The 22,989-nt window shown below is 30.5% G+C and carries 28 protein-coding genes, 1 pseudogene and 2 riboswitches; of the genes and pseudogenes, 18 read left to right on the top strand and 11 right to left on the bottom strand.

What is annotated here, in order from left to right; all coding sequences use genetic code 11:
• From ABXT53_RS06045 to ABXT53_RS06035, 3 genes are all read right to left on the bottom strand, one after another.
• Positions 1 to 1,539, bottom strand: coding sequence for a glutamate synthase-related protein (locus ABXT53_RS06045; protein WP_415290268.1), 1,539 nt, complete (start codon positions 1,537 to 1,539; stop codon positions 1 to 3).
• A 97-nt stretch (positions 1,540 to 1,636) separates the two neighbouring features.
• On the bottom strand, positions 1,637 to 2,047 hold the full coding sequence (locus ABXT53_RS06040; RefSeq protein ID WP_415290267.1) for a DoxX family protein: 411 nt from the start codon (positions 2,045 to 2,047) through the stop codon (positions 1,637 to 1,639).
• Positions 2,047 to 2,283, bottom strand: coding sequence for a CDGSH iron-sulfur domain-containing protein (locus ABXT53_RS06035; protein ID WP_415290266.1), 237 nt, complete (start codon positions 2,281 to 2,283; stop codon positions 2,047 to 2,049). The genes ABXT53_RS06040 and ABXT53_RS06035 overlap by 1 nt, the downstream gene beginning before the upstream one ends.
• 94 nt (positions 2,284 to 2,377) lie before the next feature.
• Here ABXT53_RS06035 and ABXT53_RS06030 point away from each other — a divergent pair, with 94 nt between their 5' ends.
• The 3 genes from ABXT53_RS06030 (at position 2,378) to ABXT53_RS06020 (ending at position 4,729) form a co-directional block, all read left to right on the top strand.
• Positions 2,378 to 2,737, top strand: a complete 360-nt coding sequence (locus tag ABXT53_RS06030; RefSeq protein ID WP_415290264.1) for a winged helix-turn-helix transcriptional regulator — start codon at positions 2,378 to 2,380, stop codon at positions 2,735 to 2,737.
• A 163-nt stretch (positions 2,738 to 2,900) separates the two neighbouring features.
• Positions 2,901 to 2,965: riboswitch (SAM riboswitch) on the top strand.
• A 75-nt stretch (positions 2,966 to 3,040) separates the two neighbouring features.
• Positions 3,041 to 4,102 carry a homocysteine S-methyltransferase family protein gene (locus tag ABXT53_RS06025; RefSeq protein WP_415290263.1) on the top strand — a complete coding sequence of 354 codons (1,062 nt, stop codon included), beginning with the start codon at positions 3,041 to 3,043 and terminating at the stop codon, positions 4,100 to 4,102.
• A 3-nt stretch (positions 4,103 to 4,105) separates the two neighbouring features.
• Positions 4,106 to 4,170, top strand: a riboswitch (SAM riboswitch).
• Between the two features lie 4 nt (positions 4,171 to 4,174).
• Positions 4,175 to 4,729 (top strand): OsmC family protein, encoded by a 555-nt coding sequence (locus ABXT53_RS06020; RefSeq protein ID WP_415290262.1) that lies wholly within the window; start codon positions 4,175 to 4,177, stop codon positions 4,727 to 4,729.
• Between the two features lie 28 nt (positions 4,730 to 4,757).
• Here the strand turns inward: ABXT53_RS06020 and ABXT53_RS06015 are convergent, their stop codons facing one another.
• Entirely contained in the window at positions 4,758 to 5,429 is a 672-nt protein-coding gene (locus tag ABXT53_RS06015) for a haloacid dehalogenase type II (protein ID WP_415290261.1), read from the bottom strand.
• 17 nt (positions 5,430 to 5,446) lie between these two features.
• Between ABXT53_RS06015 and ABXT53_RS06010 the strand changes: the two genes are divergently transcribed.
• From ABXT53_RS06010 to ABXT53_RS05985, 6 genes and pseudogenes are all read left to right on the top strand, one after another.
• Positions 5,447 to 6,148: an RsmE family RNA methyltransferase gene (locus ABXT53_RS06010; RefSeq protein WP_415290260.1), complete on the top strand. Its 702-nt coding sequence runs from the start codon at positions 5,447 to 5,449 to the stop codon at positions 6,146 to 6,148.
• An 81-nt stretch (positions 6,149 to 6,229) separates the two neighbouring features.
• Positions 6,230 to 7,045 carry a cytochrome c oxidase subunit II gene (coxB, locus tag ABXT53_RS06005; RefSeq protein ID WP_415286157.1) on the top strand — a complete coding sequence of 272 codons (816 nt, stop codon included), beginning with the start codon at positions 6,230 to 6,232 and terminating at the stop codon, positions 7,043 to 7,045.
• Positions 7,046 to 7,047: 2 nt separating this feature from the next.
• Positions 7,048 to 8,684: pseudogene (gene ctaD / locus ABXT53_RS06000) on the top strand (cytochrome c oxidase subunit I).
• Positions 8,685 to 8,847: 163 nt separating this feature from the next.
• A complete protein-coding gene (locus ABXT53_RS05995; protein ID WP_415291314.1) occupies positions 8,848 to 9,384 on the top strand; it encodes a cytochrome c oxidase assembly protein in 537 nt (178 codons plus the stop codon).
• A 2-nt stretch (positions 9,385 to 9,386) separates the two neighbouring features.
• Entirely contained in the window at positions 9,387 to 10,175 is a 789-nt protein-coding gene (locus ABXT53_RS05990; RefSeq protein WP_415290259.1) for a cytochrome c oxidase subunit 3, read from the top strand.
• Between the two features lie 9 nt (positions 10,176 to 10,184).
• A complete protein-coding gene (locus ABXT53_RS05985) occupies positions 10,185 to 10,838 on the top strand; it encodes an SURF1 family protein (RefSeq protein WP_415290257.1) in 654 nt (217 codons plus the stop codon).
• Positions 10,839 to 10,849: 11 nt separating this feature from the next.
• Here ABXT53_RS05985 and ABXT53_RS05980 read toward each other — a convergent pair whose 3' ends face one another.
• Entirely contained in the window at positions 10,850 to 11,437 is a 588-nt protein-coding gene (locus ABXT53_RS05980; protein ID WP_415290256.1) for an SCO family protein, read from the bottom strand.
• Between the two features lie 33 nt (positions 11,438 to 11,470).
• Here ABXT53_RS05980 and ABXT53_RS05975 point away from each other — a divergent pair, with 33 nt between their 5' ends.
• Entirely contained in the window at positions 11,471 to 12,151 is a 681-nt protein-coding gene (locus ABXT53_RS05975) for an alternative cytochrome c oxidase polypeptide CoxN (protein ID WP_415290255.1), read from the top strand.
• Positions 12,152 to 12,156: 5 nt separating this feature from the next.
• Here ABXT53_RS05975 and ABXT53_RS05970 read toward each other — a convergent pair whose 3' ends face one another.
• On the bottom strand, positions 12,157 to 12,348 hold the full coding sequence (locus ABXT53_RS05970; RefSeq protein WP_415290254.1) for a hypothetical protein: 192 nt from the start codon (positions 12,346 to 12,348) through the stop codon (positions 12,157 to 12,159).
• Between the two features lie 101 nt (positions 12,349 to 12,449).
• Here ABXT53_RS05970 and ABXT53_RS05965 point away from each other — a divergent pair, with 101 nt between their 5' ends.
• The 6 genes from ABXT53_RS05965 (at position 12,450) to cyoE (ending at position 17,419) form a co-directional block, all read left to right on the top strand.
• Positions 12,450 to 13,292 carry a cytochrome c oxidase subunit II gene (locus ABXT53_RS05965; protein WP_415278055.1) on the top strand — a complete coding sequence of 281 codons (843 nt, stop codon included), beginning with the start codon at positions 12,450 to 12,452 and terminating at the stop codon, positions 13,290 to 13,292.
• A 75-nt stretch (positions 13,293 to 13,367) separates the two neighbouring features.
• Positions 13,368 to 15,152, top strand: a complete 1,785-nt coding sequence (locus ABXT53_RS05960) for a cytochrome c oxidase subunit I (RefSeq protein WP_415291313.1) — start codon at positions 13,368 to 13,370, stop codon at positions 15,150 to 15,152.
• A gap of 9 nt (positions 15,153 to 15,161) precedes the next feature.
• Complete coding sequence (locus ABXT53_RS05955) at positions 15,162 to 15,872, top strand: cytochrome c oxidase subunit 3 (protein WP_415278054.1); 711 nt, start codon at positions 15,162 to 15,164, stop codon at positions 15,870 to 15,872.
• An 8-nt stretch (positions 15,873 to 15,880) separates the two neighbouring features.
• Positions 15,881 to 16,219 (top strand): cytochrome C oxidase subunit IV family protein, encoded by a 339-nt coding sequence (locus ABXT53_RS05950; protein ID WP_415278053.1) that lies wholly within the window; start codon positions 15,881 to 15,883, stop codon positions 16,217 to 16,219.
• Positions 16,220 to 16,224: 5 nt separating this feature from the next.
• Positions 16,225 to 16,488: a hypothetical protein gene (locus ABXT53_RS05945; protein ID WP_415290253.1), complete on the top strand. Its 264-nt coding sequence runs from the start codon at positions 16,225 to 16,227 to the stop codon at positions 16,486 to 16,488.
• A gap of 31 nt (positions 16,489 to 16,519) precedes the next feature.
• Positions 16,520 to 17,419: a heme o synthase gene (cyoE, locus tag ABXT53_RS05940; protein WP_415290252.1), complete on the top strand. Its 900-nt coding sequence runs from the start codon at positions 16,520 to 16,522 to the stop codon at positions 17,417 to 17,419.
• 37 nt (positions 17,420 to 17,456) lie between these two features.
• Here the strand turns inward: cyoE and ABXT53_RS05935 are convergent, their stop codons facing one another.
• Entirely contained in the window at positions 17,457 to 17,702 is a 246-nt protein-coding gene (locus ABXT53_RS05935) for a DUF1467 family protein (protein WP_415290250.1), read from the bottom strand.
• 170 nt (positions 17,703 to 17,872) lie between these two features.
• Here ABXT53_RS05935 and thrC point away from each other — a divergent pair, with 170 nt between their 5' ends.
• Both thrC and ABXT53_RS05925 read left to right on the top strand, forming a co-directional pair.
• Positions 17,873 to 19,249, top strand: a complete 1,377-nt coding sequence (gene thrC, locus ABXT53_RS05930; protein WP_415290248.1) for a threonine synthase — start codon at positions 17,873 to 17,875, stop codon at positions 19,247 to 19,249.
• Positions 19,249 to 19,734, top strand: coding sequence for a peroxiredoxin (locus tag ABXT53_RS05925; protein ID WP_415290246.1), 486 nt, complete (start codon positions 19,249 to 19,251; stop codon positions 19,732 to 19,734). The genes thrC and ABXT53_RS05925 overlap by 1 nt, the downstream gene beginning before the upstream one ends.
• On the opposite strand, the gene rnhA is transcribed toward ABXT53_RS05925, so the two are convergent.
• From rnhA to ABXT53_RS05905, 4 genes are read right to left on the bottom strand one after another with little or no spacing between them, the layout of a single operon-like run.
• Positions 19,726 to 20,151: a ribonuclease HI gene (rnhA, locus tag ABXT53_RS05920; RefSeq protein ID WP_415278047.1), complete on the bottom strand. Its 426-nt coding sequence runs from the start codon at positions 20,149 to 20,151 to the stop codon at positions 19,726 to 19,728. The two genes, ABXT53_RS05925 and rnhA, sit on opposite strands and share 9 nt — an antisense overlap.
• Positions 20,151 to 21,119 carry a homoserine kinase gene (locus ABXT53_RS05915; protein ID WP_415290245.1) on the bottom strand — a complete coding sequence of 323 codons (969 nt, stop codon included), beginning with the start codon at positions 21,117 to 21,119 and terminating at the stop codon, positions 20,151 to 20,153. The genes rnhA and ABXT53_RS05915 overlap by 1 nt, the downstream gene beginning before the upstream one ends.
• Positions 21,120 to 22,064: a 4-hydroxy-3-methylbut-2-enyl diphosphate reductase gene (gene ispH, locus ABXT53_RS05910; protein WP_415290244.1), complete on the bottom strand. Its 945-nt coding sequence runs from the start codon at positions 22,062 to 22,064 to the stop codon at positions 21,120 to 21,122.
• A complete protein-coding gene (locus ABXT53_RS05905) occupies positions 22,054 to 22,989 on the bottom strand; it encodes a Brp/Blh family beta-carotene 15,15'-dioxygenase (RefSeq protein ID WP_415290242.1) in 936 nt (311 codons plus the stop codon). The genes ispH and ABXT53_RS05905 overlap by 11 nt, the downstream gene beginning before the upstream one ends.

The following is a 22,989-nucleotide window of genomic DNA, read 5'->3' as shown; positions in this document are numbered from 1 at the left end:
CTATTTATTGTTTTGCTTATTATTTATAACTCCACCAAATGACACACCAGATAGCTCGCTCATTTCCTTTTTCCACGTTGTTAAGTCATTTATAGAAAGTTTATTAAGATGATCATGTCCGCATGCTCTTGCTAATATTTTCATTAGATCTACAGATGCATTAAAAAATCTAGTTAATCTTGCAGAAGATTCGTCAATATTTAATTTTTTTCTAAGTTCTGGTTTTTGAGTGGCAATACCAGCGGGGCAATTATTTGTATTACACATTCTAGCACCAACACATCCTATTGCTTGCATAGCTGAGTTGGAGATTGCAATACCGTCTGCTCCAAGAGCAAGTGCTTTTACAAAATCTGCAGAAGTTCTTAATCCACCTGTTACAATTAATGATACATGGTCATAACCTTTTTTATCTAAGTAATTTCTAGCTCTTGCTAAGGCTGGAATTGTAGGAACAGAAATATTATCTCTAAATATTAAAGGAGCAGCCCCGGTTCCACCACCACGCCCATCAAGAATAATATAATCAGCACTAGCACTTACTGCAAATTCAATGTCAGCTTCTATATGTTGAGCAGATAATTTAAATCCTATTGGAATACCACCAGTTAACTCTCTAACTCTGTTTGAGAATTTTAAAAAATCATCAACTGTTGTCAGGTCTTTGAAAGTAGAAGGGGAGATAGCATCTTCACCTTCTGGAATTTGTCTTACCTCAGATATTTTACCTTTAACTTTGTTTCCTGGTAAATGTCCACCTGTTCCAGTTTTTGCGGCTTGACCACCTTTAAAATGAAATGCTTGAATATTTTTTAACTTATCTTCTGAATAACCAAATTTAGCTGAGGCAAGCTCATAAAAATACTTTGAATTATTATTTTGTTCTTCTAAAAGCATTCCACCTTCTCCCGAACAAATTCCTGTACCAGCTCCCTCTGCACCTTTTGCTAACGCAATTTTTGCCTCTTCTGACAGTGCACCAAAACTCATGTCAGATACAAAAATTGGAATATTTAACGTTAGAGGTTTTTTTGATTTTTTCCCTATAATTATATCTGTTCCAACTTTATCGTTATCAAGGAGAGGTTTTTTTGCTAGTTGGGCAGTAAGTATTTGAATATCTTCCCATTTTGGTAAGTCTTTCGAGGGAACACCCATTGCTCCCATTTCTCCATGATGACCAAGTTTTGTTAAGCCATTTTTTGCAAGCTCATGGATGTATGCAAGATGTGGCTCTTCTTCTGTACTCGTTATTTCATTAGTGTTTGAAACTTCTTCTGATTTATTAATTTGATCAGAGGTAAAATTTTTATGCGTACCGTCACAATAAGGTTTGGTGCTACTATGTTTACACATACAAAGATAAGCATCACCAGTTTCTTCAGCTTTAAAATTTATAGGCTCAAATGAAGTACCAGCATGAGACCAATCACAAAATGGTTGGTTTTTAGATTTTCCACAAGTACAAAACATGTATTCTTCATTTTGTACTAGTTCTACTTTTTTAGGTTTGTTATCTACTATAGTTGGCTTGTCCATTAATACCCTTACTCTAATAAATTAAATCTTAAAATAATATGTAATTTTTTATAAGTGTCTTAATTTAAAGCATCAAGACACTTATATATTTAGTTAATTAACGATTATTTAATTTTTTATCTAGGCTAAAATCTTTTGTTTCATTAACAACTAAGAATAAAAAACCTCCTGCAAGAGCAATATTTTTCATAAAAGATATAAAGTGCATTTGATCAGAAAGATTATTATGAAAAATAACTGCTGTAACAATACAAAATAGACTTAATAAAGCTGCTGAGATTTTTACTTTATATCCAATCATAATTAATATTGGTGCACCTATCTCAAGTATTATTGCGGGTATTAAAAAAATGCCAGGCACACCCAAAGACTCCATCCAACCAACTGTTCCTTCATAGTTTCCAATTTTATTAATTCCACTTAATAAAAAAATTAGAGAGATAAGAATTCTTCCAGTCAGATCTAAGATGTTGTTCATATTTTTTGTTCTATTACTTGCTTTATTCATTACTTGCTGTGCGAACCATCGCAAAGAGGTTGGTTGTTAGTTTGTTTACAAGCACAAAAAAATACTTTTTTTGTTTCTTCAGCTTTGTATGCAACTGGAGTAAATTCTGAACCTTGATGAGATCCATCACAAAATGGTTGCTTTGCACTTTTTCCACAAGAGCACCAGTAGTAAGATTTATCTTTCTCTACATCCACTGGAATTGGTCCGTTACCTGCGTTTTGTCCTTTAGTCATATTGATCCTTTCAATTTATTTGACTTCTATTTAGTGCTTTGGTATTAATAAAGCAATAACGCAAAGTAAACATACTAGTATACAAAAACATACCATGAAAAACTTAATATATTGTCCAGCTGAAAGAGCCGTTTATTTTCTTGGAGGTAAATGGAAAATTAGAATTTTGTTTAGTTTGTTACACAACAAAAAAATTAGATTTGGTGAACTTAAAAAAGGATTAAAAACCATTACACAACAAATGTTATCCAAGCAGCTTAAGGAATTAGAAGGAGATGGAATAATTAATAGAAAAGTTATTCAAATAATGCCGCCAAAAGTTGAGTATTCACTTACTGAATTTGGCCTTTCGGTTATGCCTATCTTAAGATCTTTTTCAGAGTGGAGTAAAAGAAATACTCGAACTATTTCAGTAAAACTAAATAAGAATTTTGAAGAAAATAGAATTAGATAGCCTTAAAAATACAGTAAAAATTTATGTATACTTTAGTTTTAAAGTATGATTAAAGTTAATCAGTGCTGATTTAAGTTAAATTGCAGAGCGCTTTATAAATTCCTGCTAAAGCGACGTTTCAACCACCGCTTTAGCCGGTGGTTTTTTTTTGGAAATTCTTCAAATCTAAACCGGGTACTTGAACCATATTGTGCACCTAGCATTTGCTAAAGCACTAAAAAGGAGAAAAGAGATTGTTTAAATTTACAACCCTCTTGTTTAACGTTTTTCAGTTTCTTTTCTTCAATAATTTGGAGAAAAAAAATGAGTACAAATAGATTAAAAGCAAGACTGGATAAAGGACCCATTGTATGTGCAGAAGGTTTTTTATTTGAAATTGAAAGACGGGGATACATGGCGTCAGGGGAATTTGTGCCAATGGTTTCATTAGACCATCCGGAAGTTCTTGAAAATTTACATAGAGAATTTCAACATGCAGGTTCAGATATTGTTGAAGCTTTTACTTATAATGGACACAGAGAAAAAATGCGTGTTATTGGCAAAGAAGAACTTCTCGAACCTCTAAACCGTTCAGCATTAAAAATTGCTAAAAAAGTTGCACTAGACACACCTAAGGGGTCTAAACCAAATTTGATGGCAGGTAATATTTCAAATTCAAATATTTGGAAACATAATGACCCTCAATCTCAAAAAGCAGTTGAAGGAATGTTTACAGAGATGGTTGGTTGGGCTGTTGAGGAAGGGGCTGATATGTTGATTGGTGAAACTTTTTATTATGCTGAAGAGGCTTACAAAGCTTTAGAGGTAATGAAAAAAACAGGTTTACCAACTGTATTAACAATTTCTCCAATGGGTGAAAATAAAATGAGAGATGGAAAATCTGTTGTTGATACTTGTAAAGATCTTGAACAACGTGGAGCTGATGTTGTTGGTTTAAATTGTTTTAGAGGGCCAGCTACAATGTTTCCCTTTTTAAAAGAAATTAGAGAAGCAGTTAAATGTCATGTTGGAGCCTTGCCTATTCCTTACAGAACCAGTGAAGACTTTCCAACATTTTTTAATCTGCCAGACAGAAGTAATTGTGCTTGTCCATCACCACATGGAAGAACGTTTCCAACGGCATTAGATCCACACTTCTGCAATAGATATGAAATAGGTAAATTTGCAAAAGATGCTTACGCATTAGGAGTGAATTATTTAGGAGTTTGTTGTGGAGCAAATCCAATGTTGATTAGGGAAGTTGCTGAGTCGATTGGATTAAAAGTTCCAGCAAGTAAATACAGAGAGAACATGGAAAATCATTTTATGTATGGAAAAAATAAAAGAATTCCAAAACATATGACTGAATACGGAGACAAAGCGTAAATAAATTAAGAAGGGCATTTAACTAAATTGTGCGCCTGACATATGTCGAAGCACTAAAACAGGAGAAAAAAAATGAGTAATAATCTAAAAGAAACAATAAGTAATCTACAGAAGGATTTTATAGCTAATCCAAAAAATGCTGTGGTCCAATATGAAAGCAACTCAATTCTTAAGGAAGGGCTTCAATCTGTGGTCACTCTTAGGGAGCATAAACTGATAGTGGATGAACCCAAAAGCTTTGGGGGCAAAGATGAAGGACCAAGCCCAGTAGAGTTGATTTTAGCAGCTTTAGCAACGTGTCAGGAAATAACATATAAAGCCTTTGCTACAGCAGCTGGTGTTAATATTGATAGTGTCAGTGTTAATTTGACAGGTACGCTTGATCTTCAAGGTTTTTTAGCTTTAAATAAAAACACTAGACCTGGCTTTCAACACATCTCAGGTACTGTTGATATTAAATCTTCATCACCAAAAGCTGAGATAGATAAATTGATTGATACTGTAAATACACATTGTCCAGTTTTAGACATTTTATCAAAAGGAGTTCCTATTAAATTATTTCAAAAGGTTGCTTCGAGCACTTTTGTTAATAAAGAGCAAACTGAACAAAGAGCAAGCGTTGCTTAAATTATATTAGTTAAGGTCTCATGCTATCTCATGAGGCCTTAATAAGATTGTTTAATTGTTCTAAATTTTTTATTTCATTTTTAGGTTTGTAATCAAGGTTATCAAAAATATTATTATTTCTATTAACCCAAATAGAACTGTAACCATAATTTCCACCACCAGAAACATCCCAAGTATTAGCACTTAAAAATGCAACTTCTTCTTTTTGTATTTTGTATTTTTTAATTGGCATGTCATAAACTTTTGAGTCTGGTTTATAAATGCCAACTTCTTCAATTGAAAAAATATCATCAAATATATTATCTAGATCATTACTCTTCACCAATTCATTAAGAAGAGAAGGTGTACCATTTGAAAGGATGCCTAATTTATAGTTTTTTTCTTTAAGTTTTTTTAAAACTTCTGGCACTTCAGGAAAAGGTGAGAGTACCTTATAAAGATTTAATAATTCATTTTTCATTGAAATATCAATTTCAAATGCCTTCATTGATTTATCTAGGCTATCTTCGGTCACTTGCCAAAAGTCTTTGTGTCTATTCATTAGACTTCTAAGCCAAGTGTACTCTAATTGAGTAGTTCGCCAGTAATTAGCAAAGCCTTCCCATTTATCACCAATTTTATCTTTGCATTTTTCTGCAGCAGAATTGACATCAAATAAAGTGCCATATGCATCAAAAATTATTGCTTTAATATTTTTCATAAATTAACTTAACATTAATGAGTAATATTAGATTATTTTTTAAAGAAAGTTTATCACTTAATTTAACTGCAAAACTTGATAAATCACAATCTCACTATGTAAATAAAGTGATGAGAGTTAAAGTTGATGAAGTCTTCTCTTTATTTAATAGAAGTGGAGAATGGGAAGCAAAAATTTTAACTATTTCAAAAAGTATAGTTGAAGTTAATATTACAAAGCAATTAAGACAAAAAGAAAATGTAAAAGAATTGTGGTTAGCTTTTTCACCTATTAAATCAAATTATTTGAATTTTATGATTCAAAAAGCAACAGAGTTAGGAGTAACTAAATTCTTACCAATTATATTTGATAGAACGATAGTTAGAAAAATTAACAAAGAAAGATTAGAAAAAGTAATTATAGAAGCTGCCGAACAATCAAATAGAATTAATGTTCCATCTATTGAAGACCCTCAATCATTAAAAGATTTTTTAAGTAATGAAAAAATGGATTTAATATTTACAGATCTAAATTCTCAAAATAAAAAATTAGATTTAGAAAAACTAACTAGTAATCCAACGTGTGTAATTATTGGTCCAGAAGGAGATTTTTCAGAAGAAGAAAGAGGGGAGATTCTTAAATTTAAGCACGTTCAGCCAATTAAAATAAATGAAAATATATTAAGATCAGAGACTGCAGTAATTTCAGCTCTATCTATTGTTAGTTATTTGATTAATTGATGGTTTTTAAAAGCTAAAGTGTGATTTTGTCGCAAAATCTAAAGTGTAAATTTTATGAAAGCACTTTATATACTGTTGTAAATGAACAAGTTTTTACTTACAATTTTAGCGACTATCTACTCAACAGGTGCATTAGCCGATCAACCTAAGGAATGGCAACTAGGGTTTCAAAACCCAGCCTCTGATGGAATGAGAGATATTGTTAGTTTTCATAATAATATTCTACTTCCAATAATTATTGCTATCACTGTCTTTGTTTTATTTCTTATGATTTATACTTGTATAAGATTTAGAGAATCAAAAAATCCAGTTCCATCAAAGACTACTCATAATGTTGCAGTAGAAGTTTTGTGGACATTAATTCCATGTTTAATTTTAATCGTAATGGCGATCCCATCATTTAAACTTTTATACAAGCAAGATACGATCCCAAAAGTTGATGTAACAATCAAAGCTGTTGGATATCAGTGGTACTGGGGATACGAATATCCCGACGAAAATATTATTTTTGAATCGTACATGATTAAAGAAGATGAGTTAAAAGAAAACCAACCAAGATTACTAACCGTTGATCACGAAGTTGTTGTGCCAGTTAATAAGGTGGTTAAGGTTTTAATTACTGCAAACGATGTCTTACACGCTTGGGCATTACCATCTTTTGGAGTTAAAAGAGATGCTGTTCCAGGAAGAATAAATGAAACTTGGTTTAAAGCTGAAAAAGTAGGAACATATTATGGTCAATGCTCTGAGTTATGTGGAATACAACATGCTTTTATGCCGATCACAGTAAGAGTTGTAACAGATGAAGAATATGCAATATGGCTAGCAGAAGCTAAAATGAAATTTGCAAAAGAGCCAATTACAGAAAATGAATATAAAAAACTAGCGAGTAAATAAAAATGTATACACAAACAGCATTACAAGACGATCATCACACACCAACAGGTTGGAAACGTTGGGCTTACTCAACTAACCATAAAGATATTGGTACAATGTATTTAATTTTTGCAATTTTTGCAGGAATTATTGGAACAGCTTTTTCAGTATTAATGAGAATTGAATTAATGCATCCTGGTGATGGAATTTTAGGTGGAAATTATCACTTATATAACGTGTTGGTTACTGGTCACGGATTAATAATGATTTTCTTTATGGTGATGCCTGCAATGATTGGTGGATTTGGTAATTGGTTTGTACCCATCATGATTGGTGCACCTGATATGGCGTTTCCAAGAATGAATAATATTTCATTTTGGTTATTACCTGCTTCATTTATTTTATTACTACTTTCAATTTTTGTAGATGGCCCTCCAGGTCAACAAGGTGTCGGCGGAGGATGGACTTTATATCCACCTTTATCTTCTAAAGCTGGACAGCCAGGACCTGCAATGGATTTTGCTATTTTAAGTTTGCACTTAGCTGGAGCTTCTTCAATTTTAGGAGCAGTTAACTTTATTACAACAATTTTGAATATGAGAACACCAGGTATGACTTTGCACAAAATGCCTTTATTTGCTTGGTCTGTTCTAGTTACAGCATTCTTATTGTTGTTATCACTTCCAGTTTTAGCTGGTGCAATTACAATGCTTTTAACGGATAGAAATTTTGGAACAGCATTTTTTGATGCTCAAACAGGTGGAGATCCTGTTTTGTACCAGCATTTATTTTGGTTCTTTGGTCATCCAGAAGTTTATATTTTGATACTTCCTGGCTTTGGAATGATTAGTCATATTGTTTCAACATTTTCTAAAAAACCAGTATTTGGATATTTGGGAATGGCTTACGCAATGGTTTCAATTGGTGTTGTAGGTTTTGTTGTTTGGCCCACCACATGTATACGGTTGGTTTAAGCACTGATACTAAAGCTTATTTTATAGCAGCAACAATGATTATTGCAGTACCAACAGGTATTAAGATATTTTCATGGATTGCAACAATGTGGGGTGGATCAATTTCATTTAAAACTCCAATGCTATGGGCATTAGGCTTTATATTTTTATTTACAGTTGGTGGAGTAACAGGAGTTGTGCTTGCAAATGCAGGTGTTGATACTGCAATGCACGATACTTATTATGTAGTCGCTCACTTTCATTATGTATTGTCTTTAGGGGCAGTATTTGCAATCTTTGCAGGATTTTATTATTGGTTTGGTAAAATGTCTGGTTATGAATATTCTGAAACTTTAGGAAAAATACATTTTTGGTTAACATTTATTGGAGTTAACTTGGTATTTTTTCCTCAACATTTTTTAGGTTTAGCAGGAATGCCAAGAAGATATGCTGATTACCCAGATGCATTTGCTGGATGGAACTACGTTTCATCAGTTGGCTCATACATAGCAGTTGGTGGTTTATTAGTATTTTTTGTTAACTTAATTTATTCTTTTTCTAAGAAAAAAGCTGCAGCTCAAAACCCTTGGGGTGAAGGTGCCACAACTTTAGAATGGACCATACCATCACCACCAAATTTCCATACCTTTGATGAGTTGCCAAAGTTCGTGGATGATCAAGATACTGAAAAATCTAATACTCATTAAATTTTAAGAAAATTATTTTTAACAAATAAGATATTATTATGCTGACACTTGACAAAAAAACTAAAAAAAAAAACATCTTTACTGCGTTTGGAATAATAGCCTTCATGATATTCCTATTTTTTTTTACTCTCTATAATGTGGGAGTTTTTGACAGACAATTATGATTCAAAAAAAAACGCTTACTCCTATAATTTTAGCTGGAATCTTTTTTATCATGCTTGGCCTTTCATTTGCTGCGGTACCTTTATATGACATATTCTGTAGAGCGACTGGCTTCGGTGGAACTACGCAAATATCAAAAGAGGCACCAGATATAGTTTTAGATCAAAAAGTAAGTGTTCGCTTTGATACAAATGTAAACAAACTCCCCTGGAATTTTAAAGTAAAAAAAAATGTTATGGATGTGAACATAGGTCAAGTGAATCGAATCGAATTTCAAGTAGAGAATTATGGCGATGAAACAACTTATGGTGTGGCTGCTTTTAATGTATCTCCCTCATCTTTTGGTAAATATTATAGTAAATTAGGCTGTTTTTGCTTTGAAAAGCAAGAGCTGAAAGCAGGAGAAAAAGCAACATATATAATGACTTTTTATTTAGATCCAGAAATGGTAAACGACCCAAACACTAAAAATATTAAAGATGTAACTATGTCCTATACTTTCTTTTCATCAGATTACTATAACCAATCAAAATTATAAAAATGTCAGCAGAAAAAAAACATGATTATCACTTAGTAGACCCAAGTCCTTGGCCTATTTATGTATCATTTTCTAGCTTATTTTTAGCAATAGGGACTGTCTATTATTTGCATAGTGAAGTTTCCTGGGGAATGTACTTAGGTTTTGCTCTTTTATTTTATGGAGTATACATGTGGTTTAGGGATGTAATAATAGAGTCGGTTGACCACAATCATCATACACCTGTTGTTAAAATTCACCTTAGATATGGAATGACTCTTTTTATCGCCTCCGAAGTAATGTTTTTCGTTGCGTGGTTTTGGGCTTATTTTAATGCAAGTTTATTTCCTACAGAACTCATGGGCAATGTTTGGCCTCCAGTAGATATTATAACATTTGATCCTTGGGATATTCCATTGATAAATACATTAATTTTACTACTATCAGGAACCACTGTTACTTGGGCCCACCATGCTTTAGAAGAAGGTGATAGAGAAAGTTTTGTGCAAGGTTTGGCAATGACAGTTGTTTTAGGTTTTAGCTTTTCTTTATTGCAGATTTATGAATACCATCATGCAAGTTTTGATTTTTCAGGAAATATATATGGTGCTGTGTTTTATATGGCCACAGGCTTTCATGGGTTTCACGTCGTCGTAGGAACTATATTTTTAGCAGTATGTTGGTGGCGAGGCAAGACTGGTCATTACAAAAAAGATGAGTTTTTCGGCTTTGAGGCTGCTGCGTGGTACTGGCATTTTGTTGATGTAGTATGGCTATTCCTATTTGCTTCAATCTATGTTTGGGGAAGTTAATAGTTAACCTTGAGAAATAAACTTTTATTTTCAATTTTTGTATTCTTTTTTATATCTATATTTATAGCATTAGGTAGCTGGCAACTAGTAAGATTAGATTGGAAAAATGAATTATTAAATAAAATTGATGTTTCTTTGAAGAAAGAACCTGTTGATTTAATGACCAATGTTCCTGAAGACTATCTAAAAATCAAAACTTCAGGGGTTATAGATTTTGATAAACAAATTTATTTATATAGTTTAAACGAAAAAGGTGCACCAGGATTTAATGTTGTTAATCCAATTATAATTAATAATAAAAACTTTTTATTAAATAGAGGATGGATACCTTTTGATAAAAAAAATACTAAAGAAATTGATATTTTTGATCATAAAACTATTTTAGGAACGTTAAGAAAACAATCTAAGGCTAACAGGTTTAAGCCTGTTAATGATATTAACGATAATTACTGGTTTACTTTAGATAGGGATGATATTTTTCAATATACAAATAAAAATTTTTCTCCATTTGTAATTTACTTAAATAATAATTTAGAATTACCAAAACCAAAAATTATTACTGTAAATATTTCAAATAGTCACAAAAAGTATGCTATTACTTGGTTTTCTTTAGCACTGTCAATTTTTTTATTTTATTTATATGTGAGGAAAAATACATATTAATTTTTGCAAGCTTACAAATAACTCTTAATTATTTTAAAAATATTTTCCAAATTTTCATGATGACTAATTCGATCAATATACTTTCCTTTATCTAATAAAAGTATTGAAGAACTATGATTGATTAAATAACTACCGTCTTCATTAAAAATTTTTTCACTTAAAACACCCCATGATTTTGAAAGCAAAAATACTTTTTGTGGATCTCCAGTTATTCCATAAATCTTACTTTTAAATAAATTCAAGTAATCCTTAATTATTTTAGGATTGTCTCTTTCAGGATCAATACTTACAAAAAAAACTTTCAAATTTTTTTTCTCACTATCATTTAATTTTTCGATAACCTGATCTAGATTAGATAGTGTCATTGGACATATATCGGGACAATTTGTAAAACCAAAAAAAATTGCAGTTAACGGTCCTTGAAAAGATTTTTCTGTTACAGGCTCATTATTTACATCTGTTAAAGTAAATGCAGATCCAGTATATGAAGCTACAATATCTTCTTTCTTTTCTTGTATCGATAATACAATAGGCAACATAATAAATAAAAAAATTAACAAACAGCCACCCAGTATAGTTATTGAGGTCTTTAATTTCATATTTTATGAATTAATATATTATATATTATAATTATGTCTAAATTTATTAAAAAACTTTTTGGAACATTGTCTGATAAGCCTTGGGAAAAAGAACAGATGGAAAGTGATAACCGTCATCAAGGTAAAACTTTTGATATATCGTTGCAGACATCAGCCGTTATTGTTATCTTTGGTGTAAGTACTGTATTATTTACTTTAGTTGTTACAGGATACCTTTATAGCATTCCTGCTACTCAAGATACAGAGTATTTATTGAAACCTAATTTATTATGGTTAAATACTTTAGTTTTATTATATGTTGCTTATTTTTTTAATAAAATCACAAATGATTTAAAAAAAAACAATTTTGAAAAAATCAAAAAAAATTTGCTTATAGTTGGTTTTTTAAGCTACGCTTTTTTATTTGGGCAGATTTTTTTTTGGTTTCAATTAATGAAAAATGGAAATTATGTTTCTACAAATAACTATTTTTCATCATTTTATATTTTTACTGCACTCCATGGATTGCACCTTTTGGGAGGATTATTTTTTTGGGGGAAAGTTTTTTCCAAAGTTCATAAACTTAAAAAAGAAGAAATTATAAAAGAACAAAAAAGTATAGATGCACTATCTCTTTATTGGGCTTTTTTATTAATTGTTTGGTGTGTATTTTTTTTAATTATGTATGTTTTTAATGATACAGTTATTGCTTGGTGTCGAGCACTACTTGGTTAAATGCTTTAAAGAAACAACGTTAAAATAGCCCCAACAAAAATTATAAAAATTAATAAAATATTAACAGATTTTAAATATTTTTGTATTTCTGGTTTCTTTTCTTTTTTTGAAAAAACTCCTGCTCCCAGAGAAATTACAAGATAAAAGCAAAAAACTAAAACCAGCACAACTACAAAGAGACTAAATTTATCAAGCATAATTTAATTCACTATAAAGCCTTATTTACTCATTTATTAATATATTTTTCTATGGATTCAGAAATTTATTTCAATTACTGTTATCTAAGAGAGAGACAAATATGCACCCGGGAATTATATTTTTAGGGGTAATTGTTGGTTCAGTTCTGTTCCATATATATACTCCATGGTGGTGGACAGACATAGCCTCAAACTGGGGGGCAATGGATGATACAATTAATTTAACTTTCTGGATTGGTGGCGGTGTATTTATTTTAGTTTGTTTGTTCATGGTTTATTGCATACTAAAATTTTCCTATAAAGAAGGCAGAAAAGTTGAATACAAACCAGAAGATCATAAATTAGAAAAAATATTAACTATTGCAACTACTGTTGGAGTTATTGCTCTTCTAGCACCGGGTCTAATTGTTTATAATAATTATATCAATACTCCAAAAAATGCACTGCAAGTTGAAGTGAATGCATGGCAATGGGGATGGCAATATAGATTACCAGGTGAAGATGGAATATTAGGCACAGCTCAAGTTGAAAAAATTAGTGATGACAATCCTTTTGGAATAAACTTAGATGACCCATATGGAAAAGATGATATTTTAATTCAAGACGATGTGCTTCACTTAAAAACAGATAGACCAGTAAAAATTTTATTAAGGTCACTAGATGTTTTGCACAATTATTATGTTCCACAATTTAGAGCAAAAATGGATGCTATACCTGGAATCATTTCTTATTATTGGTTTGAGCCAAACAAAATAGGAGAATACGAAGTGTTGTGTGCTGAATATTGTGGAGTGGGCCATTATGCTATGAGGGCAAAAGTTATAGTTGAAAGTGAAGGCAATTATAAAAACTGGATTAAAGAACAGGAAACTTTTTCAGATTTAATTGCTAAACAAGAAAATGATAAATTAAAAACAACTCTACTTGCTAAAAATGATGATTAAATAATGTAAAGGAGAATTATGTCAGACGAATATAACCAACAGAATACACCTCTTGAAGCACAGTCTTCAGAAACCATGTCTGGCTCTTCTGGCACTCCATCAAAAGACATTGATTATGTAAGACCTGCAGAAATTCCTGAACAGGATCTTTATCATGGGCATAGTTTTATTACTAAATGGATTTTCTGTCAGGATGCTAAAGTTATTGGTATTCAATATTTTCTTACTGCCGTGTTTACAGGAATAGTCGGTCTAATACTTTCTTGGTTGATGCGTTTACAATTGGGTTATCCAGATCTAGTTCCATTCATCACAGCAGAACATTATTATCAATTTGTAACTATGCACGGCATGATAATGGTTGTTTATTTTTTAACAGCATTATTTTTAGGAGGTTTTGGAAATTATTTAATTCCCTTAATGGTTGGAGCGAGAGATATGGTTTTCCCATATGTAAACATGGTTAGTTTCTGGATGTTTTTTATCGCAGTGTGTGTTCTCATGGCTAGCTTTTTTGTTCCTGGTGGACCAACAGGTGCAGGATGGACGCTCTATCCACCTCAAGCTATTTTGCCAGGTACTCCTGGTTCCAATATGGGAATTACTTTAATGCTTATTTCTTTATCGTTATTTGTAATTGGATTTACTATGGGTGGATTAAATTACATAATTACAATTTTACAAGCTCGTACTAGAGGGATGACATTAATGAGAATGCCTCTAACGATATGGGGAATTTTTACCGCAACAGCTTTGGCTATGTTAGCTTTTCCAGCATTATTGGTCAGTTGTATTATGATGACTCTAGATAAGATGCTTGGGACTAGTTTTTTTATGCCAGCCATTCTCCAAGCTGGAGAAGTACTAAATTATGGAGGAGGAAGCCCTGTTCTTTTTCAACACTTGTTTTGGTTTTTTGGCCACCCCGAAGTTTACATTGTGGCTCTTCCTGCTTTTGGAATAGTTTCAGATTTAATATCTGTTCATGCTAGAAAAAATATCTTTGGATATAGAATGATGGTTTGGGCTATTGTTGGTATAGGAGCTTTAAGTTTCTTTGTTTGGGCTCACCATATGTATGTTAGTGGAATGAACCCTTGGTTTGGTTTTTTCTTTGCAACAACTACACTTATTATTGCAGTGCCAACTGCATTGAAAGTTTATAACTGGATAATAACACTATTTAGAGCAAACATTAGAATGAACACAGTAATGCTTTTTTGCTTAGGTTTTATTGTGACCTTTGTAAATGGAGGAATTACTGGAATTTTTTTAGGGAATGTTGCGGTAGATATTCCACTATCTGATACTTATTTTGTAATAGCTCATTTTCATATGGTCATGGGCATAGCCCCACTTATGGTAATTATGGGTGCAGTTTATCATTGGTTTCCCTTGGTTACTGGAAGAATGTTAAGTGAAAAATTAGGTAAGTGGCACTTTTGGGTTACATTCTTAGGTGCGTATTCAATTTATTTTCCAATGCATTACCTAGGTTTTATTGGAGTGCCACGAAGATATTATGAAATGTATGATAGTCCATATGTCACTTCAGCTGTTGGAATGAATGAGTTTATAACCGTTGCGGCTTTAATTGTTGGTTTTTCACAGTTAATTTTTATTTACAATATTGTAACAAGTTTAAAAATTGGAAAACCAGCAGGCAAAAATCCTTGGCAGGCAAATTCTTTAGAATGGCTAACCCCTGATGTACCACCAACTCATGGTAATTGGGGAGAAAAATTACCAGTTGTTCATAGATGGCCTTATGACTTTAATGTACCTGGCGCAAAAGAAGATTACATAACCCAAACAACGCCACCAAGTGAAGTTATTAATGCAGAGGTAGAAAAAACTTAGGAAAAAAATATGACTGATGTAAAAATTGAAGGTTATGAACTTAAACCAGGGTTTAAAGGAATGGCCACAGATACTGGCTCTGATCAAACAATGTTTAAGGGTGTTCAGTGGGGAAAAGTCATGATGTGGATTTTTTTACTGAGTGATACTTTTGTGTTTAGCTGTTTTTTGATTTCGTACATGAAAGGAAGAACCTCTACAGTAGTAGATTGGCCAAACACAAGTGAAGTCTTTTCACTACATGTAGGCAGCACACCTGTTCCATTATTATTAATTGCAATAATGACATTTGTTTTAATTACAAGCAGTGGAACCATGGCTCTTGCAGTAAAATATGGTTATGAAAAAAATAGAAAAATGTGTGGATGGCTTATTTTAGCTACAGCTATTGGTGGCCTTACATTTGTTGGAATGCAAGTATTTGAATGGTCAAAATTAATACATGAAGGTGTTAGACCTTGGGAAAATCCTTTTGGAGCAAAACAATTTGGTTCATACTTCTTTATGATTACAGGATTTCATGGATTTCATGTTTCAATTGGTGTGATCTTTCTTTTTATTTTTGCAAGAAAAGTTTTTAAAGGTGATTTTGACAACGGTAAAAGGGGATTTTTTACTACAATGAAATCGGATTATGTTGCAATAGAGATTTTAGGTCTTTATTGGCATTTTGTTGATTTAGTGTGGGTATTTATATTTGCCTTTTTTTATTTATGGTAAACTAGATTATGGATGAGATAGAAAACAAAGAAACCGTTGCTTCAACACATAAGATAGGAATCTACTTATGGATTTGGGGATTATTATTTGTACTTAGCTTTTTTTCTTACATGGTTGACTTGTTTGCATTTCAGGGGTTATTAAGATGGACCTTAATTTTAATATTTATGTTTCTAAAAGCTGGTTTAATAATGGCTTTCTTTATGCACCTATTTTGGGAGCGATATGCCCTAGTTAATGTTCTTTTGTGGCCAATGACAGCAATAGCTTGTTTTATTGGGCTTATGGCAGCAGAAGCAAAATACACGGTTTTTACAAGATTATTATATTTTATTACTGGAGGATAAACTTTATGACTGGATACACTGTACTTGCTGGAGCTTTAATATTTTTTTTACTTTTTATTTATGCAACATGGTTTGGTACTGAATTAAAATTAGAGAAGCAAAAAGACAAAGGCCCCAAAATTACAATTAATCCATATGACAATATGTCTCTTACTAGAAGATTTATTGATAAAAAAAATAAACAAATTGGAATTTTTGATTTAGGAAATCATATTCTTATTATTGGAATGGTATCAATTTTAGTGTTTATTTTATTAAATGTAGAATAGGCACATCATATCTGATAACCGTTTAACCAAAATGATTAGAAAAAAAACTGTCTCACTAGATTTTAATGAATTAATTAAATCTTTATATCTATTGATGAAACCAAGAGTAATGTCTCTTGTTATATTTACATGCGCCGTTGGCCTTTTAACTTCCAATTCAAATATAGGTATTATTGATGCTATGATAGGCATAACTTTAGTTGCTTTAGGTGCGGGAGCGGCTGGATGTCTAAATATGTGGTACGAATCAGATTTAGATGCACTCATGACAAGAACATGCTTAAGACCAATTCCCACTGGTAAAATTAATAGAAACCAAGCACTTACCTTTGGAATAGTGCTTTCAGTTATTTCAGTTGTAGCATTAAATTATTTTTCAAATTTTCTATCAGCATCTTTGTTATTATTTACAATATTTTTTTATCTTTTTGTCTATACAATATGGCTAAAAAGAAAAACACCGCAAAATATTGTTATTGGCGGAGCTGCTGGTGCATTACCACCTGTTATCGGGTGGACTATAGCAACTAATACAATTAGTTTAGAGCCATTAGCTTTATTTTTAATAATTTTTATTTGGACGCCTTCGCATTTTTGGGCATTGAGTTTATATAAAGCTGATGATTATAAAAAAGCAAAAATTCCAATGTTACCTTTAACAGATGGCATTGAAAAAACAAAAGTATACATTCTTATTTATTCTTTATTAATGCTACCCATCATCTTTTTTCCATATTGGATTAATTTTTCAGGTTTAATCTATTTGATTCCAGCATTAGTTCTTACAATTTATTATAATTTTATTTGTTTTGATTTATATCAATACAAAAAAAATAAATTTGATTTAAAGAAAGCAAAAAAAGTCTTTGGTTACTCAATTTTGTATCTATTCTTAATTTTTGTATTACTTTTAATAGATAGTCTGATTTAAATTTTTCGACTCGGAATTCTGTGGTATAATAATATTTTTAACTGATTATATCTGTTAAATCTAAATATTCATATTTCATCAATAAGCAAATTATTGTGAAAATAATAGTCGTAATACCAATGGAGTAAAAAGTCTTTTTAAGAAGTTTAGGGTTTTCAGGTGCTCCAATCTCATTTGCTGGAATTAAAAATTTTCTTTTTCGATTAACATCTACTGGTAATATACAAAAAAATACCACTAACTGAATAATTAGATACATTGTAACTAGTCCAATTGTACTCAATTTACCCCCTATATCTTTGCCATTAAAGAGTATATAAATTGTTCTAAAGTTAAAAGATAATAAGTCATTAATTTACAATTATATTCTTAACTAGTTTATATTTGTAAGAAGATTTTTATTAGCCAATTTTTCACAATTAATATATTTATATTTTAAAAAAAATTAATTAGATGAAGTATATAAGCACCAGGGATAACTCAAAAGAATATAGCTTTGAGCAAGTATTTATTAAAGGGCTTGCAGATGATGGGGGCTTGTTTATTCCAAAAGAGGTTAAAAAATACAGTGCTGAACAAATAAAGGCATTAAGTAACTTGAGTTATCAGAATTTAGCAAAAGAAATAATATACCCATTTATAGGTGACTTTATGACAGCAAATGAGTTGTCAGATATTGTTGATAAATCATATTCTGTATTTAGAAAAGATAACGTCATAGATTTAATTAAATTAGGTGATACTAAGGTTTTAGAGCTGTTTCATGGCCCGACACTAGCCTTTAAAGATATAGCAATGCAATTGTTAGGAAACTTCTATGAGCATTATTTAAAAAAAAATAATAAAGATATAAACGTTGTAGTTGCAACATCTGGGGATACAGGTGCTGCTGCAATAGATGCGATTAAGGGAAAAAAGAATATGAATATATTTGTTCTTCACCCTCATGAAAAAGTTTCACTCGTTCAAAGAAAACTAATGTCGACAGTCAAAGAAAAGAATGTCTTTAATATAGCGATTGAAGGTAATTTTGATGATTGTCAAAATTTAGTTAAATCAATGTTTGCAGATAAAGAATTTTCTAACTCAATAAATATGTCTGGAGTTAACTCGATAAATTGGGCAAGAATTATTGCACAATCAGTCTATTATTTTTACACATATTTCCAGAATAAAGATGACAGGCCAATTAATTTTTCAGTACCTACAGGTAATTTTGGTGATGTGTATGCTGGGTACCTATCCAAAAAAATGGGTTTACCAATTAATAAACTTATCGTTGCAACAAATCAGAATGATATTTTACACAGAGCAATTTCTAAGGGAAAATATGAAGCAGAAACAGTTTTAGAAACAAACTCTCCAAGTATGGACATTCAAATTGCGAGTAATTTCGAAAGATTAATTTACGATTTGAATGACTTTGATGATCATGAAACACAAAAAATTATGAGTGGAATTAAAAAAGATGGTAAATATATTATTTCAAAAGATAAAATAGAAAAAATAAATAAAGATTTCTTATCAGCAAGTATGAGTGAAGAAGAGATTTTAGATACTATTAAAGAAGTTCACATTAAATATGATATTATACTGGATCCTCATAGTGCAATAGGATTTGGATCTTTAAATAAAGTAAATTTAGAAGGTAATAATATTGTTTTAGCAACAGCACACCCATGTAAGTTTCCAGAAGCCATAGATAAATCAATTGGAATCAAACCTAACTTACCTGATGAACTAAAGTATGTTATGGATGAAAAAGAAAATTATGATATTATTCCAAATAATCTAAGTAAAACTCAACAATACATTAAGGAAAAAATATAATGAAATTAAAAGAAAATGAAACAATCCCTAATTCTGAATTTTTTATTATGGAAGATGGAAATCCCATTAAGAAAAATACTTTTGAGTTTTTTAAGGATAAGAAGGTAGTTTTATTTGGTTTACCCGGTGCCTATACATCAGTTTGTTCAGCCAAACATTTACCTGGATACGTTGATAACCATGATAAATACCAAGCAAAAGGTGTAGATTTAATAGTCTGTATCTCAGTAAATGATCCATTTGTAATGGAAGCTTGGGGCAAAAGCCAAAATGTTGAAGATAAAGTTTTGATGATGGCTGATCCATTTTTGAATTTTACGAAAGCAATAGGTGCTGATGTTGATAAAAGTGTCCGAGGTTTAGGTGTAAGATCAAATAGATACACAATGTTAATAAACAATCTTAAAGTAATTAAATTACAAGAAGAAGAAGATGCTGGTGCATGTGAAGTTTCGGCTGCCCAAAATTTTTTAAATTTAGTTTAATTCGGCAGCTTGTTTAGCTAATAAATCAACTTCTTCATTTAGAATATTTCCAGCATGAGCCTTAACCCATATCCATTTAATTTCATGAGATTGATTTAATTCATAAAGCTGAGTCCAAAGTTCTTTGTTTTTTACTGGTTCCTTTTTAGAAGTTAACCAATTGTTTTTAATCCATTTATGTACCCAATCAGTAATGCCTAATTTCACGTATTGGGAGTCTGTATAAATTTCAATAGGTTGCTGTTCTTTTATTTCCTGAAGCGCTTTAATTGGAGCCATTAGCTCCATCTTATTATTAGTTGTGTCTTTTACACTTCCACTAATTTTTTTAATTTCATCATTAATATTGATGATTGCAGCCCAACCACCATTTCCAGGGTTTTTTAAACAAGAACCATCAGTATAAATTTTTATCATTATTTATAATAATCTTTGTAGCTATTCAGATTGTTATGGATAATTAGTTTTTGAAAATATTCGTTAGGTTCTTTGATCTGAATTAGTGCAGTTTTAGGAGTATTAAAATAATCATAAATTCTAGTTAGTAGGTATCTTAAAGCCGCTCCTCTACATAATATATTTAATGAGTCTTTCTCTTTTTTTGAAATAGTTCTTATAGTTTCATATCCATCAATTAAGTATTTAATTTTTTTATTATTCATTACAAAAGAATTTCTTTTCTTATCAAAACATAAAGCATTTATACAAATTGCAATCTCATACATTAGAAAATCGTTGCTTGAAAAATAAAAATCAATAAATCCAGAAAATTTATTTTTATAAAAGAAGATATTATCTATAAATAAATCTCCATGAATAATTCCACTTGGTAATTTTTTTGGCCATTGATTTTTAATGTCCTTTAAGCATACGTTAAGAGTAGGTTTTAGTTTTGGAGCTAATTTATTAGACGTAAATTTTATACTTTTTAATAAGCTACCTAATTTATTAATAGACATAGAGTTCTGCCTATATAGTTTTATTCTAGTTCCAGCCTTATGGAATTTTGCAATATTTTTTCCAATATCAAAACAATTTTTATAATTAAGATTGGCCTTATCTTTTCCCTTTAAAAAAGTCACAATACTAGCGGGTTTATTTTGAATTCTACTTAAGTGCTTATCACTGCTATTCTTTAAGGGTTTTGGACATATAATCTTTTTTTGATTTAGTTTTTCCATTAAGTTCATAAAAAAAGGTAAATCTTTTTTCTGAACTCTTTTTTCAAAAATTGTTAAAATAAATTTTTTTTTATTTGTTTTTAATAAGTAGTTTGTATTTTCTATTCCTTTTTTAATTCCTTCAGATTTAGTTATTTTTCCTAATTTGTAATCTCTACTTAGTGATAGAAGGTCTTTACTATTTATCTTAGTGTATACAGCCATCTAATTTAATTTTGCAGGAACTTTAAAAACAATATTTTCTTTGATAATTTCAACTTCCTCAATTTTTATTTTAAAATTTTCTTTCAATTTATTAATGAAATTTTCAACTAGAACTTCAGGTGCTGATGCGCCAGACGAAACTCCAATTGTTTTACAATTTTGTATTTTTTCAAAGGGAATTTCACTTTCTGAATGAATTAATTCAGCATGCTGGCAGCCACTTTGTTCTGCTACCTCAACTAAACGAACTGAATTTGAAGAATTTCTACTTCCTAAAATAAAAAACATATCACATTGTTTGGCAATATTTTTAACAGCTGATTGACGATTAGTAGTTGCATAGCAAATATCCTCTTTAAATGGTTCTTTAATCTTTGGAAATTTTTTTTTAAGGGCTTTTATTATATTTTTAGTGTCATCAACAGACAGAGTTGTTTGAGTAACATATGCAATTTTTTTTTTATTATCTAATTCATATAACTCAACATCATGCTCATCTTGAATTAAGTCAATTGTATCTTCTGGTAATTGCCCCATAGTACCAATAACTTCTGGATGATTGTTATGTCCTATAAGAATAATATGGTAACCAGCTTTATGAAGGTTTTCTGCCTCTCTATGAACTTTTGAGACAAGAGGACAAGTAGCATCTATATATTCCATTTTATAGCTATCAGCCTGTATGGGTATCGCTTTCGGTACACCGTGTGCAGAAAAAATTACTGGTCTAGTTTTATCTTTAATCTCTTCTAACTCTTCAACAAAAATTGCACCTATTGCCTTAAGACTATCCACTACATGTTTATTGTGAACTATTTCATGTCGCACATAAACTGGTGCACCGTATTTTTTAATACTTTTTTTAACTATTTCTATTGCCCTTTCTACACCAGCACAAAAACCTCTAGGAGCAGATAACAATATTTTAATTTCTTTATTTTTCATTTTTTTCTAAAAGATATTCGAGCAATATATGAGGAAAGGTTAAAGACGCCAAACCAATAAATATAACTTTTAATATTGCATCATTTAATTGATAGAAATTAGATAGGAAATATAAGCTTATAACGTATAAAATTGCAGTTAAAACTGTAAGTGGCATAGCTTTTTTAATAAATGTCATAGCACCAATTTTAAAACTATTTTCATCAAGTTCTGTTATCAGTGAAATTGAATGTCGAAATGAATGTAGGAAACAAAAGTATACTGTAAAGGCAATTAGCGGAGTAAAAAAATAATTCAGAACAATAATTGAAAAAAAATCCAAAACTATCAAAATATTTATAATTTTAAAATCTTTCAAAAAATAATAAACACTGGACAGTAAAGAAATTGATAAAGCAAAAAGTAATATATTGTTATCTTCAATAAAGTTTAAGAATAAATAAAATTTTTCATTTTCTATTAAAAGTAATTTAAAAATATTAATTGTTTCAACAAAGTGAAACATTAATGGTGCAATGATTATTAGAGACCCTTTTAAGAAATAAAGAATTAGATTTGATGCATTTTTATTATTTATCAAAAATTCAGTATCTTCTTTGCCAAAATGATATGAGGCAACAACTAAAAATAAAATAAGAGACACAGTTGGAAAAAATAACCAAAATATAATGATACTAATGCCGATAAGAGAATATATTAAATAAAAAAAATAAGATTTTTTTACATTATATAACTGGCTAAGCTTTTTACCTTTTTGATTATCTAGTGCACCATGTGAAATTCCAATTGTAAGAATAAGAAATAAACATACCACTGGAGAGATGTTTAAGTTCTCAAATCGATTAATAATCAAGGCAATGAAGCATGAAAAAATAAAAAAAATTATTGAATGATAGAAATTAATTTTATTTATCAGACTATGCAT

The sequence above is a fragment of the Candidatus Pelagibacter sp. Uisw_136 genome (genome assembly GCF_047720275.1).
GTDB lineage: Bacteria > Pseudomonadota > Alphaproteobacteria > Pelagibacterales > Pelagibacteraceae > Pelagibacter.
The sequence above is the reverse complement of the archived record's forward strand: the minus strand, read 5'-3'. Positions and strand labels throughout refer to the sequence as shown.

What these genes read in the sequence shown, in the direction of transcription:
- thrC (WP_415290248.1), top strand. Translation starts at nt 17,873, where the DNA reads ATGAAGTATATAAGCACCAGGGATAACTCAAAAGAATATAGCTTTGAG.
- ABXT53_RS06045 (WP_415290268.1), bottom strand. Translation starts at nt 1,539, where the DNA reads ATGGACAAGCCAACTATAGTAGATAACAAACCTAAAAAAGTAGAACTA.
- ABXT53_RS05915 (WP_415290245.1), bottom strand. Translation starts at nt 21,119, where the DNA reads ATGGCTGTATACACTAAGATAAATAGTAAAGACCTTCTATCACTAAGT.
- coxB (WP_415286157.1), top strand. Translation starts at nt 6,230, where the DNA reads ATGAACAAGTTTTTACTTACAATTTTAGCGACTATCTACTCAACAGGT.
- ABXT53_RS05955 (WP_415278054.1), top strand. Translation starts at nt 15,162, where the DNA reads ATGACTGATGTAAAAATTGAAGGTTATGAACTTAAACCAGGGTTTAAA.
- ABXT53_RS05925 (WP_415290246.1), top strand. Translation starts at nt 19,249, where the DNA reads ATGAAATTAAAAGAAAATGAAACAATCCCTAATTCTGAATTTTTTATT.
- ABXT53_RS06030 (WP_415290264.1), top strand. Translation starts at nt 2,378, where the DNA reads ATGAAAAACTTAATATATTGTCCAGCTGAAAGAGCCGTTTATTTTCTT.
- ABXT53_RS05975 (WP_415290255.1), top strand. Translation starts at nt 11,471, where the DNA reads ATGTCTAAATTTATTAAAAAACTTTTTGGAACATTGTCTGATAAGCCT.
- ABXT53_RS06025 (WP_415290263.1), top strand. Translation starts at nt 3,041, where the DNA reads ATGAGTACAAATAGATTAAAAGCAAGACTGGATAAAGGACCCATTGTA.
- ABXT53_RS06015 (WP_415290261.1), bottom strand. Translation starts at nt 5,429, where the DNA reads ATGAAAAATATTAAAGCAATAATTTTTGATGCATATGGCACTTTATTT.
- ABXT53_RS05905 (WP_415290242.1), bottom strand. Translation starts at nt 22,989, where the DNA reads ATGCATAGTCTGATAAATAAAATTAATTTCTATCATTCAATAATTTTT.
- ispH (WP_415290244.1), bottom strand. Translation starts at nt 22,064, where the DNA reads ATGAAAAATAAAGAAATTAAAATATTGTTATCTGCTCCTAGAGGTTTT.
- ABXT53_RS05965 (WP_415278055.1), top strand. Translation starts at nt 12,450, where the DNA reads ATGCACCCGGGAATTATATTTTTAGGGGTAATTGTTGGTTCAGTTCTG.
- ABXT53_RS06040 (WP_415290267.1), bottom strand. Translation starts at nt 2,047, where the DNA reads ATGAATAAAGCAAGTAATAGAACAAAAAATATGAACAACATCTTAGAT.
- ABXT53_RS05970 (WP_415290254.1), bottom strand. Translation starts at nt 12,348, where the DNA reads ATGCTTGATAAATTTAGTCTCTTTGTAGTTGTGCTGGTTTTAGTTTTT.
- cyoE (WP_415290252.1), top strand. Translation starts at nt 16,520, where the DNA reads ATGATTAGAAAAAAAACTGTCTCACTAGATTTTAATGAATTAATTAAA.
- ABXT53_RS06010 (WP_415290260.1), top strand. Translation starts at nt 5,447, where the DNA reads ATGAGTAATATTAGATTATTTTTTAAAGAAAGTTTATCACTTAATTTA.
- ABXT53_RS05980 (WP_415290256.1), bottom strand. Translation starts at nt 11,437, where the DNA reads ATGAAATTAAAGACCTCAATAACTATACTGGGTGGCTGTTTGTTAATT.
- ABXT53_RS05945 (WP_415290253.1), top strand. Translation starts at nt 16,225, where the DNA reads ATGACTGGATACACTGTACTTGCTGGAGCTTTAATATTTTTTTTACTT.
- ABXT53_RS05960 (WP_415291313.1), top strand. Translation starts at nt 13,368, where the DNA reads ATGTCTGGCTCTTCTGGCACTCCATCAAAAGACATTGATTATGTAAGA.
- rnhA (WP_415278047.1), bottom strand. Translation starts at nt 20,151, where the DNA reads ATGATAAAAATTTATACTGATGGTTCTTGTTTAAAAAACCCTGGAAAT.
- ABXT53_RS06035 (WP_415290266.1), bottom strand. Translation starts at nt 2,283, where the DNA reads ATGACTAAAGGACAAAACGCAGGTAACGGACCAATTCCAGTGGATGTA.
- ABXT53_RS06020 (WP_415290262.1), top strand. Translation starts at nt 4,175, where the DNA reads ATGAGTAATAATCTAAAAGAAACAATAAGTAATCTACAGAAGGATTTT.
- ABXT53_RS05950 (WP_415278053.1), top strand. Translation starts at nt 15,881, where the DNA reads ATGGATGAGATAGAAAACAAAGAAACCGTTGCTTCAACACATAAGATA.
- ABXT53_RS05990 (WP_415290259.1), top strand. Translation starts at nt 9,387, where the DNA reads ATGTCAGCAGAAAAAAAACATGATTATCACTTAGTAGACCCAAGTCCT.